Source organism: Candidatus Saccharibacteria bacterium oral taxon 488 (assembly GCA_013099015.1).
Taxonomy (GTDB): Bacteria; Patescibacteriota; Saccharimonadia; order Saccharimonadales; family Saccharimonadaceae; genus Nanosynbacter.
Genome location: CP039998.1, coordinates 794,562 through 811,877 on the forward strand (window position 1 = coordinate 794,562; position 17,316 = coordinate 811,877).

17 protein-coding genes are annotated in these 17,316 nt (G+C 51.3%); 7 read left to right on the forward strand and 10 right to left on the reverse strand.

The window, feature by feature from the left end; genetic code table 11:
* Positions 1–7: 7 nt before the first annotated feature.
* On the forward strand, positions 8–475 hold the full coding sequence (locus FBF29_04250; GenBank protein ID QJU07872.1) for an NUDIX domain-containing protein: 468 nt from the start codon (positions 8–10) through the stop codon (positions 473–475).
* A 58-nt stretch (positions 476–533) separates the two neighbouring features.
* Here FBF29_04250 and FBF29_04255 read toward each other — a convergent pair whose 3' ends face one another.
* From FBF29_04255 to FBF29_04275, 5 genes are read right to left on the reverse strand one after another with little or no spacing between them, the layout of a single operon-like run.
* On the reverse strand, positions 534–1,454 hold the full coding sequence (locus tag FBF29_04255; GenBank protein ID QJU07873.1) for a hypothetical protein: 921 nt from the start codon (positions 1,452–1,454) through the stop codon (positions 534–536).
* 48 nt (positions 1,455–1,502) lie between these two features.
* Positions 1,503–2,114, reverse strand: coding sequence for a hypothetical protein (locus tag FBF29_04260; GenBank protein ID QJU07874.1), 612 nt, complete (start codon positions 2,112–2,114; stop codon positions 1,503–1,505).
* A gap of 12 nt (positions 2,115–2,126) precedes the next feature.
* A complete protein-coding gene (locus FBF29_04265; protein QJU07967.1) occupies positions 2,127–2,852 on the reverse strand; it encodes an amino acid ABC transporter ATP-binding protein in 726 nt (241 codons plus the stop codon).
* A gap of 40 nt (positions 2,853–2,892) precedes the next feature.
* Positions 2,893–3,609 carry an amino acid ABC transporter permease gene (locus FBF29_04270; protein QJU07875.1) on the reverse strand — a complete coding sequence of 239 codons (717 nt, stop codon included), beginning with the start codon at positions 3,607–3,609 and terminating at the stop codon, positions 2,893–2,895.
* Entirely contained in the window at positions 3,606–4,430 is an 825-nt protein-coding gene (locus FBF29_04275; GenBank protein QJU07876.1) for a basic amino acid ABC transporter substrate-binding protein, read from the reverse strand. Before FBF29_04275 ends, FBF29_04270 begins: the two co-directional genes overlap by 4 nt.
* 85 nt (positions 4,431–4,515) lie before the next feature.
* Between FBF29_04275 and FBF29_04280 the strand changes: the two genes are divergently transcribed.
* Complete coding sequence (locus FBF29_04280) at positions 4,516–6,036, forward strand: LTA synthase family protein (protein QJU07877.1); 1,521 nt, start codon at positions 4,516–4,518, stop codon at positions 6,034–6,036.
* 67 nt (positions 6,037–6,103) lie between these two features.
* Here the strand turns inward: FBF29_04280 and galE are convergent, their stop codons facing one another.
* Entirely contained in the window at positions 6,104–7,117 is a 1,014-nt protein-coding gene (gene galE / locus FBF29_04285) for a UDP-glucose 4-epimerase GalE (GenBank protein ID QJU07878.1), read from the reverse strand.
* A gap of 47 nt (positions 7,118–7,164) precedes the next feature.
* Between galE and FBF29_04290 the strand changes: the two genes are divergently transcribed.
* A complete protein-coding gene (locus tag FBF29_04290) occupies positions 7,165–7,905 on the forward strand; it encodes a hypothetical protein (protein QJU07879.1) in 741 nt (246 codons plus the stop codon).
* Here the strand turns inward: FBF29_04290 and FBF29_04295 are convergent.
* Entirely contained in the window at positions 7,853–8,359 is a 507-nt protein-coding gene (locus FBF29_04295) for an ASCH domain-containing protein (GenBank protein ID QJU07880.1), read from the reverse strand. The genes FBF29_04290 and FBF29_04295 overlap by 53 nt on opposite strands.
* 49 nt (positions 8,360–8,408) lie before the next feature.
* Here FBF29_04295 and FBF29_04300 point away from each other — a divergent pair, with 49 nt between their 5' ends.
* Entirely contained in the window at positions 8,409–10,643 is a 2,235-nt protein-coding gene (locus tag FBF29_04300; protein QJU07881.1) for an AAA family ATPase, read from the forward strand.
* A gap of 154 nt (positions 10,644–10,797) precedes the next feature.
* On the opposite strand, the gene FBF29_04305 is transcribed toward FBF29_04300, so the two are convergent.
* The 3 genes from FBF29_04305 to FBF29_04315 are packed head-to-tail and all read right to left on the reverse strand — an operon-like array spanning position 10,798 to position 14,268.
* Positions 10,798–13,023, reverse strand: a complete 2,226-nt coding sequence (locus tag FBF29_04305; protein ID QJU07882.1) for an ABC transporter permease — start codon at positions 13,021–13,023, stop codon at positions 10,798–10,800.
* Positions 13,020–13,745: an ABC transporter ATP-binding protein gene (locus FBF29_04310; protein QJU07883.1), complete on the reverse strand. Its 726-nt coding sequence runs from the start codon at positions 13,743–13,745 to the stop codon at positions 13,020–13,022. The genes FBF29_04305 and FBF29_04310 overlap by 4 nt, the downstream gene beginning before the upstream one ends.
* Positions 13,726–14,268, reverse strand: coding sequence for a PadR family transcriptional regulator (locus tag FBF29_04315; protein ID QJU07884.1), 543 nt, complete (start codon positions 14,266–14,268; stop codon positions 13,726–13,728). The genes FBF29_04310 and FBF29_04315 overlap by 20 nt, the downstream gene beginning before the upstream one ends.
* Positions 14,269–14,466: 198 nt before the next feature.
* Here FBF29_04315 and FBF29_04320 point away from each other — a divergent pair, with 198 nt between their 5' ends.
* The 3 genes from FBF29_04320 to FBF29_04330 are packed head-to-tail and all read left to right on the forward strand — an operon-like array spanning position 14,467 to position 17,308.
* The gene (locus FBF29_04320; protein ID QJU07885.1) at positions 14,467–15,075 is read left to right on the forward strand and encodes a hypothetical protein; all 609 of its coding nucleotides are present in this window, start codon (positions 14,467–14,469) and stop codon (positions 15,073–15,075) included.
* Positions 15,072–15,788 carry a hypothetical protein gene (locus tag FBF29_04325; protein ID QJU07886.1) on the forward strand — a complete coding sequence of 239 codons (717 nt, stop codon included), beginning with the start codon at positions 15,072–15,074 and terminating at the stop codon, positions 15,786–15,788. Before FBF29_04320 ends, FBF29_04325 begins: the two co-directional genes overlap by 4 nt.
* The gene (locus tag FBF29_04330; protein ID QJU07887.1) at positions 15,788–17,308 is read left to right on the forward strand and encodes a hypothetical protein; all 1,521 of its coding nucleotides are present in this window, start codon (positions 15,788–15,790) and stop codon (positions 17,306–17,308) included. The genes FBF29_04325 and FBF29_04330 overlap by 1 nt, the downstream gene beginning before the upstream one ends.
* The last annotated feature ends 8 nt before the right edge of the window (positions 17,309–17,316 follow it).

A 17,316-nucleotide genomic window follows, 5' to 3' on the forward strand; every position in this document is an offset into this window, starting at 1 on the left:
AGGTTATATGCAGCGACGAGTTAACGTACGCGGAATTATCATAAGCGATCAGGGCGAGATTTTTTGCCAGAAATTAACCGCCAATAGCGGGGCGGGGCGAGAGTTTTGGTGTACGCCGGGCGGCGGATTGGAGCTGGGCGAGAGTTTGCTGGACGGTTTACGCCGAGAGATGATCGAGGAAACTGGCGTCAAACCAACCATTGGCAAGCTATTATTCATCCAACAATTTACCGACACCAACCCCTCGTCTAAACACGGCGTTACCGAGCAGCTCGAATTTTTCTTCTCCATCACCAACTGGCGTGATTACCAGCACGTCAATCTGGAAAAAACATCGCACGGCGTCGAGGAAGTGGCGGAATGCGGCTTTGTCGATCCGAAAACCACACGGATTTTGCCGAGTTACCTAACAGAGGTTGACCTAAACTGGCTGGTTAATGAATCGACTGATGTTCAGATAATGAGTGAATTGTAACAATCCCACCGAGACTATTTACCAAAGATTTTACTATAGCCAGTTTTCGGATAATTTGCTACATATAGTCGCGCTGTAGGGTGGTTATTGCATGAACAGCCGCCTCCTTAAGTGCGGGTGAATTTTCACTCGCAGACACCACTTCTCGGTAACTGCCCAGACATTTTTCTAATAGCTTCCACCTATCGGCTGGAGACTGGTTGAGCTGATTCGCCAAAACTGATATAGCGTCAATAAGTAACGACCGGAGGTCACCTTGAACTGATCTATTGATATATCCTTGCGCGCGAAAAATATCCTCACCATGATCAACTTGCTCAACATAACCACGAAAACTTCTCGCATATTCAAAGTCAATATAGCGAGTCGCTGAATTATCACCATCAGAACCCGACAGCCGGACAAGATTACGCATAAAAGCATCCTTGTGAGCAATATGTATTTTATGCAACGCAGATAATGCCAGAAGAGCATCCACTAAATGCTGTTTGATATTCTCTGAGTTCATTTCACGCCATGCAAGACCCTCAAAGTTGACCGCTTTTTCATCGAATCGAGTCATGATCCATGCCGAACGGTCCTTGGAACTACTAGGCTTCCCTGCTATCATAAGTGCTTGAATTGAGAAGGGGGCCAGTCCCTGCGTACTAACATACTGGGTCATGGCGACCTCGGCAAGAGCAGTTGTCAGTGGAAGCCGCTTAATAGCAAACTCTTCCTTGGAGCCACTAACTGTTTTCGCATTTACGGTAAATGCTCCGTTGCGAGACGAGCCTTCACGTGATAAATCTCTGTGTGGCTCAGCTGTAGCGACAGGGGGAAAGTTCGGTGTAACATACAGCAATGGTTTATTGTCTAAATCAAGCTCTGGATAAAACTCCCTGGACATATGATCAACTTGCTCTGACATGTCAGGCAAAAACGGCCTTCTAGTTGTCTCAACCAAAAGGCGACATGCTGCTCCACGCTCGGTATCCATATTTGTGTTATAACATAAAATTATTATTTTGAAAATAGCTATATCGTACTACCGCATAGCCCGAATCATCTGCCTCAGCTGCTCGACCGCCCGAGCGCGGCGCTCACGTGTCCAATAAGTATCAGGCGTAGCCTTTTCGCCGTCAGCGGTAGTCTCCTGGAGAAAATGACCGACCACACGACCATCCTTCAGTGCCGTCACGTCAGGAACATACACGCGCGGTTGGCCATTCTCATCAGTGCGAAGATGCGGTTTTAGTTTCTCAACTAATTTTTTGTAGGTATCATCATTGGTTTCGCGGGCATGGCGAATGTCGAGATAGTAAATTTTGTCCAGCCCTTCGGCTTTGGCAGCTTCATCGACGATTGGCGCTAACTGCTGACACCACGGGCACTGCTGAAAACCAAGGAAAATCAAGCCACTGCCTGATTCAAACTTCTCCAAAACCTCACCAGCCGAAGCAAAGACGAAGCGATTGTCATCAGCCACGCGGGAGTAAGCGGCCTTGAAACGAGCGGCGTCTGACGGTTGTGGTGATACGGGCGTCTGCGGGCGCGACCAGATATACCAACCGCATATGACGATGGCAATGATACCAGCAACTACCGCAACAAGAAGCATACATTTGGTATAGTTCTTGGCTGTTTTCGCATGTTTCATCTGGACCTCCTGTTAGTTATCCTTGACGCCAAAAAACTTCCGCGCCCGCTCGGTCACTGGATGATCCATCACCTGCTCTGGTGGACCGTTTTCGATGATCTCACCCTTGTCCAGGAAAATCATCCGCGTAGCTACTTCGCGCGCAAACTTCATTTCATGCGTGACGATAACCATGGTCATACCTTTGGCAGCAACCTCACGAATCACATCCAGCACCTCGCCAATCATCTCGGGGTCAAGCGCCGAAGTTGGCTCATCAAACAACATGATATCCGGCTCCATGGCTAGGGCTCTAGCGATGGCGACACGCTGCTTTTGCCCGCCTGAGAGCTGCGAAGGGAAGGCCCCGGCTTTGTCCGCCAATCCCACGTCTGCGAGTAATTTCTTCGCCAAGCGAGTTGCCGCCCGGTCAGACAATTTGCGTAATTTCCGCGGTGCTAGTTTGATATTATCCAGCACGCTCAAGTTCGGGAACAGATTGAATGATTGAAACACCATACCAACTTTTTGGCGCAGGGCGTTCAGGTCGACTTTTGGCGCTGTCGTTTCCACACCATCGATGACAATGCGCCCGCCCGTCGGCGTCTCCAGCAAATTCAAGCAGCGCAAAAAGGTTGATTTACCAGAGCCGCTTGAACCAACAACCACGACCACTTCGCCTTCATGAACTTCAACGTCAATGTCCCTGAGCACACGGTTACTGCCAAACTGTTTTTTGAGGTTAGCCACCGTAATGATCGCTGGGCGCTCGGTGCTCGGCTGCGCCGCTTCCTTCACCTTATTCACTGCCATCTTTCAATCTCCTCTCCACTCGCGTCATCACGCGGGTAAATATCGCGGTCAATGCCAAGTACATCACCGCTGCGGCAAACAATGACTGAAACGCCGTGGCCGTTTGAAACCGAATATTGTCAGCGCCGCGCATGATATCATTCAGCCCAATCCAGCCAACCACCGACGTCTCTTTCAGTAGGGCGATGAATTCGCCGATCAGCGCTGGCAACGAATTTTTGAGCGCTTGTGGCAAAATCACCAAACGCATGGCCTGCCAACGACTAAAGCCCAGCGAACGCGCTGCTTCCATTTGCCCCTTATCAACACTTTCGATACCACCGCGGATAATCTCGCCAATGTACGCACCACTATTGATACCAAAGGCAATCGCTGCCACAAAGATCTTCGGCATAAACTGATACGAACCAAAGACGACGTAGTACATAATCAACAGCTGAACCAGCAGCGGCGTCCCTCGAATGATGTCGACATACACTTTGCCAAGCCACGCCAGCGGATTCCAGCGGCTCAGCCCTTTGGTCCACGAATAGCGACCGAGTGACTTAAACGGTCGCACGTCCGAGGTTCGCAGGAGAGCGATGATGACACCGATGGCCGTGCCTAACAGTAGTGACAAAACGGTCAATACCAAGGTTACCTCTAGACCGTGCCACAAATAGAGCCACCGACCGTCGCCAAAAATCACTTCCAGGAAATTCATGGTTCAAGCTCCTTTTTCTTCATCGATTCAAGCGCCCTTGGCCCAAAATGTTTGCGAATGAGATTGTCATACCGACCGTCCTTTTTCATCTCCGCCAACACTCGGTTGACTTTTTTTAGCAAGTCGTGATTATTGTTTTTGATAGCAATTGCATAGTGCTCACTTGATAACTCGCCCGGCAAAATTTCTAGGTCTGGAAAGCCAGTCGTGTATTGAGCCGCGGGCGCATCATCCAAAATAACCGCCTCGACGCCGCCAGCATTGAGCTCTGTCAACACGCTTGGCGCGGTTGGAAATTGCGACACGTTAGCGCCGACAATCTTCCTGGCCAGCGTATCACCTGTCGTGCCTAGCTGCACACCAATTTTCTTGCCCGTCAGTTGATGTCGATTCCGAATCGGACTACCCTTTTTGACAATGATCCGCTGCGAGGCTGAATAATACGGCTCAGAAAATAACGCATTTTTGGCACGCTCTGGCGTCACCGACATGCCAGCCACCGCCATGTCAATTTGCCCTGATTCCAGCGCTGGCAGCAATCCGTCAAACGCCATGTCTTCAATCTTTAGCTCTTTATTCACGCTGCAGGCAATTTCCTTTGCCAAATCAACATCAAAGCCAACAATTTCATTGCCCTGCTTGTACTCAAACGGCTTGAATCCAGCGTTGGTGCCCATCACCAACACATCATTACTTTTACCAAATCCACCTTCGCGCTGCAAAATATCAAACGCCATAAAGCCAATCAACGCCACAAACAGCCCCAGGCCTATCCCCCAACTAATGCCAAACCCACGGCGTCGCGTTTTCGTTCTGTTCATGCTTATTTAGTATACGCGCTTTGAGAAGAAATGATAAGCCCCCAAACCAGCCCACGTACCCAGCCAAAAGTTGTATAATATTATTATGAGCACCTCTCCGTCTGGCCGCGGCGCCAACAACCGCATTATCATTCGCGTGGCTATCGTCTTGCTATTACTATGTAGCGCCGTTTTCTTTGTCGCTAGCCGCTATAAAATTGTGCAATTTCGTGACGCCAAGATTGACGAGATTTTATTTTATTTCAAGAACGGCCTGGCGGGTGGGCAGTCTAGCAGCTTTACCTCAGCCGTCTGGGAAAATATCCCCTACGTCATTGGGCTGCTCATCATTTTACTACTACCAATCATTCTCAAACTACGTTGGAAAAAACGACCGCTCCGCTTGCGTCACCAAGCCTATTACGCAGGCGGCCTATTCATGATCAGCCTAGCACTGTTGGTTCAAAGTTTTAGCATCCCCGCCTACGTCATCGCCCTCGCCCAGTCGTCAAAGATCTATGATCAGCATTATGTCGATCCGCGCGGCGTCAAATTGACGTTTCCTAGCACCAAACGCAACTTAATTTATATCTACGTCGAGTCGCTGGAAAATACACCGGCCTCCAAAGCCAACGGCGGCATGAGCGACAAATCAGTCATTCCAGAGCTGGAGAAATTGGCACTAACTAATACCTCCTTTTCACACCGAGCCTCAGGCCTCGGCGGCGCCCTACCTGCACATGGTACCACTTGGACGGTGGCAGGCATGACCGCTCAATCCGCCGGTGTGCCACTCAAAGACGGCGGTGTGTTCGGTGACCGCGACCGTAATGGCATGGGTGATTTTAATAAATTCTTGCCGGGCGCTTATACCCTTGGGCAAGTGCTTGAAAAAGCCGGCTACAACCAATCATTCCTCATGGGCTCAAACAAAGCCTTCGGCGGGCGCGATAAACTACTGGAGCAACACGGCGATTACCACATCATTGACCTCACCTATGCCCGAAAGCATGGTTTAATCCCACAAAACTACGAGGTGTGGTGGGGCTACGAAGACAAAAAGCTTTTCCAATTTGCCCGCGATGAAGCCACTCGCCTCAGCAAATCGGACAAGCCATTCAACCTGCAAATGCTGACCGTTGACACGCACTTCACCGATGGCTGGATGGATAAAGACGTTTGCAAGGAGCAATTTGAAGCGAAATACGACAATGTTCATTCCTGCGCCTCCAAACAAATCGCGTCCTTCGTCGAGTGGGCCAAGCAACAGCCATTTTACGCTAACACTACCATCATCATCAGCGGCGACCACCTCGGCATGCAGACGCCATATTATGAAGAAAAGATTGCCGGTGCTCCCTACCAACGAACTGTCTATAACGCCTTCATCAACCCCGCCGTTCGGCCAACTCACACCACCAACCGCCAATTCGCTGCCTTTGACATGTATCCGTCGACCCTGGCGGCACTGGGCGTGACAGTAGATGGTGACCGTATGGGGCTGGGTACTAATTTGTTCTCAAATCGCCAGACACTGGTCGAACAATTTGGCGGCATTGACCAGCTCAATGCTGAGCTCGCCAAACGCTCAACTTACTACGAGCGGCGAATCTTGAGCAGTTCATAAATAAACGTCTCGCCCATATAAAATCCGACGAGTCGCCCCGCCGGATTGAATAAGTATGTCAAGGGAATCACGTCTCATAACCGTTCGGATTATTGCTCTGCCAATTCCAGGCGTCGCGGCAGGCGTCCTCAATCGTTAATTCCGCTCGCCAGCCCAGCTCTGTCTCTGCCAATCCCGGGTCAGCATAACATGCGGCAATGTCGCCCGGCCGGCGCGGCGTGATTTGGTATGGGACTTCCTTACCAGACGATGTTTCAAACGCTTTCACCAATTCCAACACCGACGTGCCGCGGCCAGTGCCGATGTTATACACTTTATATTCATCCGGATCACCCAAATGTTCCAACGCCGCCACATGCGCCCGCGCCAAATCAACCACGTGAATATAATCGCGCACACCCGTGCCGTCCGGCGTGTCATAATCGTCGCCAAACACGCTTAAGTGATCGCGCTTGCCGACCGCCACTTGCGATACGAACGGCAGCAAATTATTCGGAATGCCCGACGGATCTTCGCCGATACGGCCGCTCGGATGGGCGCCGACGGGATTGAAATAACGCAGTGAAGTGAATTGCCAGCCCTGCTTGGTCGCCGCCACATCGCGTAGAATTTGTTCAATCATCAGCTTGGTTTGCCCGTACGGATTAGTAGCCAACAGCGGCATATCCTCGGTAATCGGCAGCTGCGCCGGGTCGCCATACACCGTTGCCGAGCTGGAAAAGACCAGCTTTTTCACGTCAAATCCCTGCATGACATCCAGCAACGTCAATGTGCTTTCCAAATTATTCTGATAATAGAGCAGCGCCTTTTCCACCGACTCGCCGACAGCCTTCAGGCCCGCAAAATGAATCGCTGCGTCAATTGCCTCAGACCTAAACAACTCCGCCAGCCGTGTCCGATCACATAGGTCAAACTCATAAAACGGCACCGACTGGCCGGTAATCTCCTCAACCCGCCGCAAACTCTCGGCAGATGAATTTGATAAATTATCAACCACCACCACGCCGTGACCCGACGCCAATAGTTCGATGATAGTGTGGCTGCCGATATACCCAGCACCGCCAGTAACGAGAATGTTCATGAAGTACCCCTTTTGCTATGATTCATGGAATAGTACTATTATAGCAGATGTGTAATATTCCCATACCACCAAAGCTACTTACAGCGCTGACTGCCAATCCATATATCGACAAATTGTATATGTTCGGCTCGCGGGCAACACTGGATGACGATGAATTTTCCGACATCGATATGACAGCCATCACCAGCTTTCCGACTGGCGCCGAGGACTACACGCGCAAAACCCTCGAAGGTCAGTTTGGTATTATTGCGACGTACACTATTTCTCAGAACAATCATGAAATCGCCCGATCGTTTTTCCTGAGCGGTATGAGCTTGTTTCATAAACTTGACATTGGTTTTTCCTTGCCTAATCAAACCAAATTATTCCCGAACTCAGCCTTGCTGTTCAACAATAACCACGCCAAACAACCAGATAAAAAGTCCGTCAAAACATGGACAGAATCGCCCCGGCAGCATGAATATCTGGATATTTTGATAGGTTCGCTGCGTTATGTCAAACATCGGCATCGCCAGGAGTATTGGTCGGCGTACAAGTGTTATCACGGATTTATCGAGCAATTAGCCCAAGCGCGAAGTGCAGGTCGCCCGGCTGAAAATATATATAAGGAACTAGACAAGCAGCATAACGATGAGATCGTAGGATTGTTCTTTTCCAGCGACATCCGTAGTAAAGAGCGAACATATTACGAGTTTATCAGAGAATTGGTTGATGAGGAGCAAATCTTGCCAGAGTTTAGCGACGGTATTTTAAGGGTTTGGGAGGAGTATCTGGGCGCATCACACTAATGCCATTAAGTAGCGCCGCCAGCTCACTACCCGGCCAAATATACCTAAAGTTTTGCGGCGGGCGAAATGCTGGCATAGATTGACGCAACCGCGCCAGAGAAATTGGCTGGTTGTAGCGCACCGGCGCCAGTATCTCTAACGCGCCACACTGTTTCCGCCCCGCATAATAGCGCGAAAACCACTGCACGGCTTGCTCATCTGCATCATACCCAGTAAGCCGCATCAACTCATCCAATGGACAGCGCATGACACGTCCAACCCGAAATTCGCCAATAACCGCTCGGTCGCCCCCTGACGAGTAAACGACTACGGTTAGCTCATCGTCTTTGCTGTGGCGCGGCAAGGATTTACGAAACTCCCACCGCTTCTCACCACGAAAAATTTTCTCGGCATAGCGGGTTTGAATCGACATCAAAATATAACGACTCATACCGACAGTATAGGACAGGTCCATCAATCAGTAAACTAAGTTAGCACTCTTGCGCTGAGAGTGCTAATTTGCTATGATAATCATATCAATTATCCCCGCTCTGTCTCTTGCCGCGGCGTATCATAAATACGGACTTGGAAAAGCCCAAAGAATCAAAGGAGGACCTATGCCACCAAATATGCAAGAAGAGCTTGAGCAGCCGCTGGAGAAATTCGGCACCGATATCACAGCGCTCGCTAGGGAACATAAACTCGACCCGGTCATCGGGCGCGATGAGGAAATTCGCCGCACTATGCAAATTCTCAGCCGGCGCACCAAGAACAACCCCGTGCTCATCGGCGAGCCGGGTGTCGGTAAAACCGCCATCGTCGAGGCTCTGGCGCAGCGCATCGTCAAGGGCGACGTGCCAGCGTCACTAAAGGACAAGCGGCTGATCTCTTTGGAAATTTCTAGTTTATTGGCGGGAGCGAGCTTTCGCGGCCAGTTTGAAGAACGCCTCAAAGCAATTTTGAAAGAAGTTGAAGAAGCCGCCGGCGAAATTATTTTGTTCGTTGATGAAATTCACACCATGGTCGGTGCCGGAAAAACCGAAGGCAGCATGGACGCCAGCAATATGCTCAAACCCGCCCTGGCCCGCGGCAAACTACACATGATCGGTGCGACAACCTTGGCGGAATATCGCCAGCATGTCGAAAAAGACGCAGCCCTGGAACGGCGCTTTCAGCCAGTGTACGTCGGCGAGCCGAGTTTTGACGATACCGTGGCGATTTTGCGCGGTTTGAAGGAAAAGTATGAAGTCCATCACGGCGTCAAAATTTCTGACGATGCCATCGTGGCGGCGGCGCGGCTGTCCACCCGCTATCTGCCTGATCGCTTTTTACCTGATAAGGCAGTGGATTTGCTGGATGAAGCAACCAGCGCTCTGAAGATGCAGCTGGAGAGCGTGCCGATTGCGCTGGACCGGCTGAATAACCGCCGCTTGCAGCTGGAAATTGAAGAAGCCGCGCTGAAAAAAGACAAATCCGACCACGCCAAGGCCCGCACAGAGGAAATCAAGCAGCAAATCGCTGACCTTCGGGCTCAAGCCGAAGTGATTGACAATAAATGGCAGCACGAAAAAGATATCCTCCAGACCGTCAATACCGCTACTGAAAAAATGGATAGTCTGCGCTCGCAACTGGAAATCGCCGAGCGCGACGCCGATCTAGCCACCGCCAGCCGCATCAAATACGGCGATTTGCCAGAGCTGGAGAAAAAGCTTGTCGCCGCTCGCCAGGAACTGGCGGCTATCCCGCCGGCTGACCGCTTGCTGCGCGAAGAAGTTACTCCTGATGACATCGCCAGCGTAGTGGCACGCTGGACGGGCATCCCGGTGGAGCGACTGATTGAGACCGAATCCAGCAAACTAGCCAAATTAGAGGAACATATTAGCACCCAAGTAATTGGTCAAGACAAAGCCATCGCCGCAGTCGCCAGTGCCATCCGCCGCTCGCGCGCTGGCCTCAGTGATACCAACCGGCCAATCGGTTCCTTCCTCTTCCTCGGCCCCACAGGCGTGGGCAAAACAGAAGTTGCCCGTAGCCTGTGCCGCGAATTATTTGACGACGAACACGCCATGATCCGCATCGATATGAGCGAATACATGGAGCGGCACGCCGTGGCTCGGCTGATTGGCTCGCCGCCAGGCTACGTGGGCTACGACCAAGGCGGCCAACTCACCGAAGCAGTGCGCCGCCGCCCCTACAGCGTGGTGCTGTTTGACGAAATCGAGAAGGCCCACCCCGACGTCTTTAACGTACTCTTGCAAGTGCTCGACGACGGCCGCTTGACTGATGGCCAGGGGCGAACAGTCGATTTTTCTAACACGGTCATCATCATGACCAGCAATGTCGGCTCGCAGACAATCATGGATTTTTCTGGCGACGATTTGTCGGCACTCGATAATCAAATGCTTGAGGTGCTCAGGCAGCACTTCCGCCCAGAATTCCTCAACCGCATCGATGATATCGTCATTTTCGACCGCATTCGACCAGAGGCGATGCGAGCAATTGTCGATGTCCAGCTGAAACGCGTCGCCCGCCAAGTTAAAGACAGCCGCGACATCATGCTAGAGTTTGACGATAGTATCCGCGACATGTTGGCCCGCGACGGCTATAACCCGGCCTTTGGCGCCCGTCCGCTCAAGCGCTTAGTGCAAAAGCGAGTGCTTGATCCATTAGCGCTGGAGTTAATCGACGGGCGAATTCATGACGGCATGGCAGTAAAAGTGAATATAATTAACGACCGCGTGAAGTTCCAAAAACAATAATTAATTTTCACCTATTTCCCTGATTAACATCCTCCCATCGTCGTACGGCCGCATTTGACTGCAAACGTCCGGAAGTCTCGTTCAATGCAGCGCAAGAAAAAGCGTCCCAGCCGCCAACTGGAACGCTTTTCGTTAGATTACCTCCGCGAGAAAACTACTCGGTTTGATTAGCTTCCGCCCGCGTTAGCTTGTCGACCATCGGCAGGATCAAGTAAATACCAATGATAGCCGCCGCCAGGCCGATACCAACGATGGCAAAGTACATTGGCGTCAGCACTGGCTTCAGCGTCGTCGAGAATGTGCTGGTAAATACTGCTCCCGTCCACACGCCAAAACCGCATGACAGAATCGAGGTGGTCAGCAGCGGCGCCACCGATTCAACCATCACCAAGCGCTTCAATTGAGCGAGGCGCATACCGCCCAGCCGCAACGTATACAGCGAGCGACGGCGTTCCATCAGCCCGCCAATCGTCGAGACGATCAAGCTCGCCACCGCCACGAACAGCGTCACGCCGATACCGACATAGGCTAAGTCGGCAAACTCGCGAATCGTTGGATTGATATGCGGCTTCTTGGCATCAGTACCGCTCACTGCATAGGTTAAATCGTACTGATTGGCTTTCGCCGTCACCAAGGTTCGCAACTTCTCGATATCATTGTCTGATTTCAATGTCACCAAATATTCTTTAGCGCCGTTCGTATCAACCTTATCGTTAATTAGCGACACATTTTTGACCACCGGCTTATCAAAATTCAACAGCGCAAATTGGTCTGGTCGGGCATTATTCGGGCAAGTGTGTTCAGTGTACGTCGCCAAATCCTGGCAGCGAATCGCGTCACCGTCCTCACGCGGATAGATCATCGCCACCGACGTGATGTAAGTTTTCTGTTTGAGCTGCTCTGTCATATCACCCGGTAACGACTGACCGATAACAACTGCCGTGCCGCGCTTTAATTGCGAAAAGCCGTTATCCTTGATAGCTTGAGCGTTTAAGCCTTCAATACCGCTGGTCGCCGTCAGATAAAAGCTGCCCGCAAATAGCGCCAATACCACGCCGCTGACGCTGCGAAAAATTGTTCGCGAGTGCACCGCCGTACGCTTACCGGCAATCAGCATTGAAGCGTTATTAGCCCAGCGCGCTGCCAGCAGCGACAGCTTATTAGTCAGCCAGCCGCCAGCCAGAATCAAGCCGAACATCACCAGCAGCAGCGCCGCCATCAATAGTACCGACGGCAGAGCTGATTCTTTATTAGCCGCCAGCCAATCCCGCCCTGGCTTCGACGACAGCCAAGCAAAGAACGCGATACCAAGTGCCGGCACCAGCGCCCGCCAAGCGCGCAATTTCTTTACCTTTTCAACCGAACGCGACACGCCCAGCGGCGAAATCTGCGCCCGGCGCATCCGCCGCCAGTTGACAAACATCGTTAGCCCCAGCGTCAAACCGATAATCAGCGCGTATTGCGTGCCAGTTAACGCCAGATCACTAGGATTAAACCGCATGCCGTCCATCTTGAAATCCTGCAGCGGCGCTTGTATCAGCCAGAACGCGCCCAGCCCGATGATCACGCCAACCACCGACGCCAACAGCGACTCTAGGATCAATATTCGCGATACTTGCCGTTTAGTCGCGCCGATCAGCCGCAAAGCAGCATAGCGTTTCTCGCGCTGTGCGGCGCCCAGCTGTGTCGCTACTGACACGAAAATGACAATTGGAAACAGCAGAATCGTCCCGCCGACGCCAAATACAATGACAGCAACTGGGTCTATTTTAGCATCCGATTTTAATCCGTTAGCGTCCGTCCGATAAACATCAGCAAAGTATGATGGCTGTCCCTGAGATTTGGTAAAAGCATCGCTCTCGGCCACTTCCTCGGCGCTCGCGCCACGTACCATCATCAATGCATCCGGGCTGGCAACATATTCGCTAGGAATTACGCCGAGGTATTTGGTATTTTTACCAAAACGCGCCAAGATATTATCCTCTGGGTGTTTAGCGACCGCATCAGCCAACGCTTTTGATAAGTAATATTCGCCAGGACGCGGCGTTTTCAGCTTAGCAAACTGCGGCGATTTAGCCGTACTATACATTGAATAAGACTGGATGTACTGACCGCGCCACTTCGACGCATCACCGCGCCGGGTACCGCCAACTTTCAGTGGTTCAACGCCATCAATCGGTTTTTGCGAAGGTGCGCCACGGCTCGCCTGATACGCCGCCGTATTAATTGCTAGTCCACTAGCACGCCCCATTAGACCGTTGACACCAGCCGTAAAGTAGCACACCAGTACGATCCCCAGTGCCACCGCCACCGTAGTCAAGCCCAGACGCGCGAATGATTGGCGACCAGACTTTTTTAATAACATCCAACTGACACTCATTTGACAGCCCCCGCATTGGTTTTACCGGGCTTGCTTGATGTATTTACCGCTATATCAACACCAGAAATCTGCCCATCGCGCACGATAATTTCCCGGTCAGCATAAGCAGCAATCGTCGGCTCGTGCGTCACCATGATGACTGTTGTGCCGTGCTCTTTGGCAGTTTTGATGAACAATTCCATGACCTTTTCTGAGTTCAGGCTGTCCAGCGAACCTGTCGGCTCGTCGGCAAATAGTACTTTTGGCTCAATCACCATGGCCCGGGCAATCGCTACCCGCTGCATTTGTCCGCCTGACAATTCACCGAGCATACTGTCGGCCTTGTCACTCAGCTCAACATTGTTAAGCCATGTTCTCGCCCGTTGATAGGCCTCTTTACGCTTGACGCCGTTCAGTAGCAGCGGCAGCGCCACATTATCCAGCGCTGTCAGCTCTGGCACCAACTGTCCAAACTGAAAGACAAAGCCAAAGCTGGTGCGCCGTAAAATACTGCGCTGATCATCGCTCAGTTTGTCGATCCGCCGTCCGTCGAAATCAATCTCGCCGCTATCAACCTTAGTAATCGCCGCCAAGCTATGCAGCAGCGTCGACTTGCCAGAACCTGACGGACCCATAATCGCTAGCACCTCGCCCGCCTCGACATCCAAGCTGACGCCGCGCAGCGCGTGCGTTTGCCCGAACGACTTCTTAATATTTTTAGCGCTAATTATTGGTTTGCTCATGCAAAATTTCCTCCTTTAGCCGCGTTAAACGCGAAATAGTTAATTCAATCCAGCGCAAATCCGCCTCCAAATGATACAAAGCATGGTCGATCAGCAGCATGTCCGACAAGCTACTATCGCGCCGCTGCGCTGTCAGCTCGCGCATCCGCTGAATATGCGCCTGCCGTTGGTTATCCAGATACGGTGACGCGTCACCGTCCTTCAGAATGGCCAGCACCGCTTTGATATACATCGTCGCTTGCAGCTGTGGTGACGGCGCCTCTGGTGATTCCAACCATGCTTGTAAATCCTGCTTGCCTTCATCGGTAATTTCATACCGAACCCGATCCGGCCCGCCCGATTCGCTGGTATCGGCAATCTCTTTGACCTTGTTATCGCGTTTGAGCCGCGCCAAAGTTGAATATATCTGACCAGTTAAAATTGGCTTATCTTTGCCAAAATAGCCGTCATATTTTTTCTTCAACTCATAGCCGTAATTTGACTCTTCCGCTAAAAAACCTAACAGTGTATATTGAACGCTCATACTCTTACTATACACCCAGTGTTTAGTTATTGTAAGAGTTTTATATACTCGGTGTATAGTTGCTATTACAACGTCCATTCACTCTATTGACACGGCACCCGCCCCATCACAGATAGCTCACCCCACCAAACCGCCACGACCAGTAGCCCACCTCGCCAGAATACAGACTATTATTCAATTTTGGCGTATAATAGGTTCATGACACAATTTTGCCGGGTATACCGTAAACAGCGATCGGTTAAGTCAGCTCTGTTGGGAATTGGCAAAATTCTCAGCTTGCCACAATACTTACTACTAGCAGTTGTTTTATCGTTGCTTTTTGCGCTCATTATTTTCTTTGCCATCAACGCTAATTTTTACGGCCCGCTGATGATGTCGCGGCTGCCAATACTGGATAAGGTTGCCCTTTTGGGAACCATGTTTATTGACATATTCAAACAAGGTTTCACCTCGCCAAACGGTGCACTATTGCTCATGGTGTCAATCCTCCAGGGTCTGTCGATTACCGTCGTCATTTTCACTGCCAAGAAAAATAAGCGTAGTGAACAGTCGGTCACTAGACAGGTCGGGCTTAGTGGCTTGGCCTCCGTGGCTGCCGCTATCGGTTTGGGCTGCGTTCCCTGCGGCACGTCACTCATCCTGCCGCTCGTTGCCGTATTCTTCTCAGGCGCCGCCGCAGCCACTGCCGCCACTGTCGCCAGCACTCTCGTTCTGATCTTAGCGCTACTTCTGAGCCTCTTTTCACTCTACAAATCTGGACAAATCGCCTTTATGCATACCGAATTAGCAAAACAGGAGGAATTATGAATCGACAAAAAACAGCCGGCATAGCACTTATTTGGGTCATCCTGGGGATTATGATTACGGGAATTGTAGCACTATTTATTTATGGTATTGTCAATCGCCCACCAAATCGCCACATTGGTGACGGCAAGCCGTGGAATGAAAAAATGTCGCAAGGCTCCGCGAGCGCCAAGCACGTGTTCGTCGATTACACTGATTATTTTTGTTCGTTTTGCGCCGAAGTCGAAGCGGCCACCAACACCAATTTTTTCAAGAATGACTATATCAAATCAGGCAAAGTTCGTTATGAACACCGCGTAGTCACGCTGCTCAAGGAGGTCACTAACAACACCGAATCTGGCGCCCACGCTGCGTTCTGTGCCGCCGACCAAGACAAATATTGGCAATATACCCACGACATCGTGCCGCGCATCAAACGTGATTATTTTGATAAGGGAATTGGCGTAAAGAACGTCGCCACACCGCAAAAAATTCCGCCTCTGCCATTGGCATATTTCCTGACTTCTGCCAAAAATGTCGGTATGGACGAGGCAAAATTTACTGATTGTATGACTAAGAAACCGCACCAAAACGAGATTGAGAATAATACCAAGAAAGCCCTCTCGCTTGGCGTGAGTGGTCTACCATACATGGTAGTCAATGACTATGTCGCCAGTGGATTTATGGGCGGCGAAAATGGACTGAAGGCAATTTTGAAAGCCGGCGGAGCGGACTGATGCCCACCAAAAAAATACAAAGTAAGCCTCAAAAATCATCGGCAAAACGACAATCAGCTCGGCCCAGTCGCGGGTCAAAAACCAATACAGCTCCTGCGAACCGACCCGGGCTGAGCAGTATTTTATTCACCACACTGCTTTTACTGGTGGTAACCGCGATAGGTGTATTGTTCTACTTCCACTCCAAACAACCACCAGCGCAGCGCCCGACGGTCCTGGAAGATGAAAAATATTACTTCGCCGATTCACGCTATGCTGGCATCCGCTCCAAGTTCGTAACGCGCGACACCAAACACGAAAAAGTCTCGATCGAATACCCAATCACCAGCAATTCCAAAATCAACAAACTCATCGCCCGAGTAATCGACCGTGCTGACGGCGATTTTCGCCACACCGCCACTAACGCTCCGACATTCGACCGACCAATGACAGAGACGATCAGTTATCAAGTTACGCATAATAATTCCGTCGCCCTGTCGATCATCGTCAATATTAAACAAGACATGCACGGCGCGCATCCGGTGTCACTAACGCATTTTTGGACGTTTGACAAGAAGTCTGGTGAGGTGATTGACTTGGATAATTTGACTGAAAAATCAGAGGAAGCCATCAAGGCAATCGTGACAGCTGCCCGGCACGACGTCGCGCAAACCATCAGGCAGCGCCAGCAACCAGAAGCGAATCTTGATGAGATGATCACCAAGGAGGCGTTATCGAACTTCACCATCACTGATGATGGTAACACCTTGGCTTGGCCAATTGGACAGGCGTCGCTCTTGCCGTCAGCCTACGGTGAATTGACCATCAAAGTGCCGACTGCTGCCGTTGCCAAATATCTGCAAAATCCGACAGCCCGGAAGCTGGCTAACATTCCCAAGCCGCCCGAGCCAAAACCAAAGCCAGCGCCCGCCGCGCCGCCAGCCGCGAATTCTGGGGGTAAAGTGATAGCCTTGACGTTTGACGACGGGCCAGGACCGTACACCGCGCAGCTGCTAGATATTTTAGACCAGCATAGCGCTAAGGCCACCTTTTTCTTGATCGGCAGCAAAGTTTCCGCGCAAGCTGATGTACTGCGGCGCATGCATGCGCGCGGCCATCAACTAGGCAATCATTCGTGGTCGCACCCGGAACTGCCTAAGCTACCGGTTGACCAAATTGCCGGCGAAATTGACCGTACCAATGACGCCATCAAACAAGCCACCGGAGTTAAACCAACTGTTATGCGCCCGCCTTATGGCGCAGTTAACGGCGTTGTCCTAGAGCAACTTCGCCTGCGCGGTATGTCGTCAATCTTGTGGTCGGTCGACACTCGCGACTGGGCTGATCGCAACAGCGACATCGTCTGCTCGCGCGCCGTCGCTGGCGCTCGCCCCGGAGCCATCATCCTGATGCACGACATTCACCAAACATCAGTCGGTGCCGTACCGTGCATCCTCAACGCACTGAAGCAGCAAGGATATTCGTTTGTAACGGTACAGGGACTACTCGGCAATATGGCGGCAGGAGCTGGGTATCCGTGATATAAGAC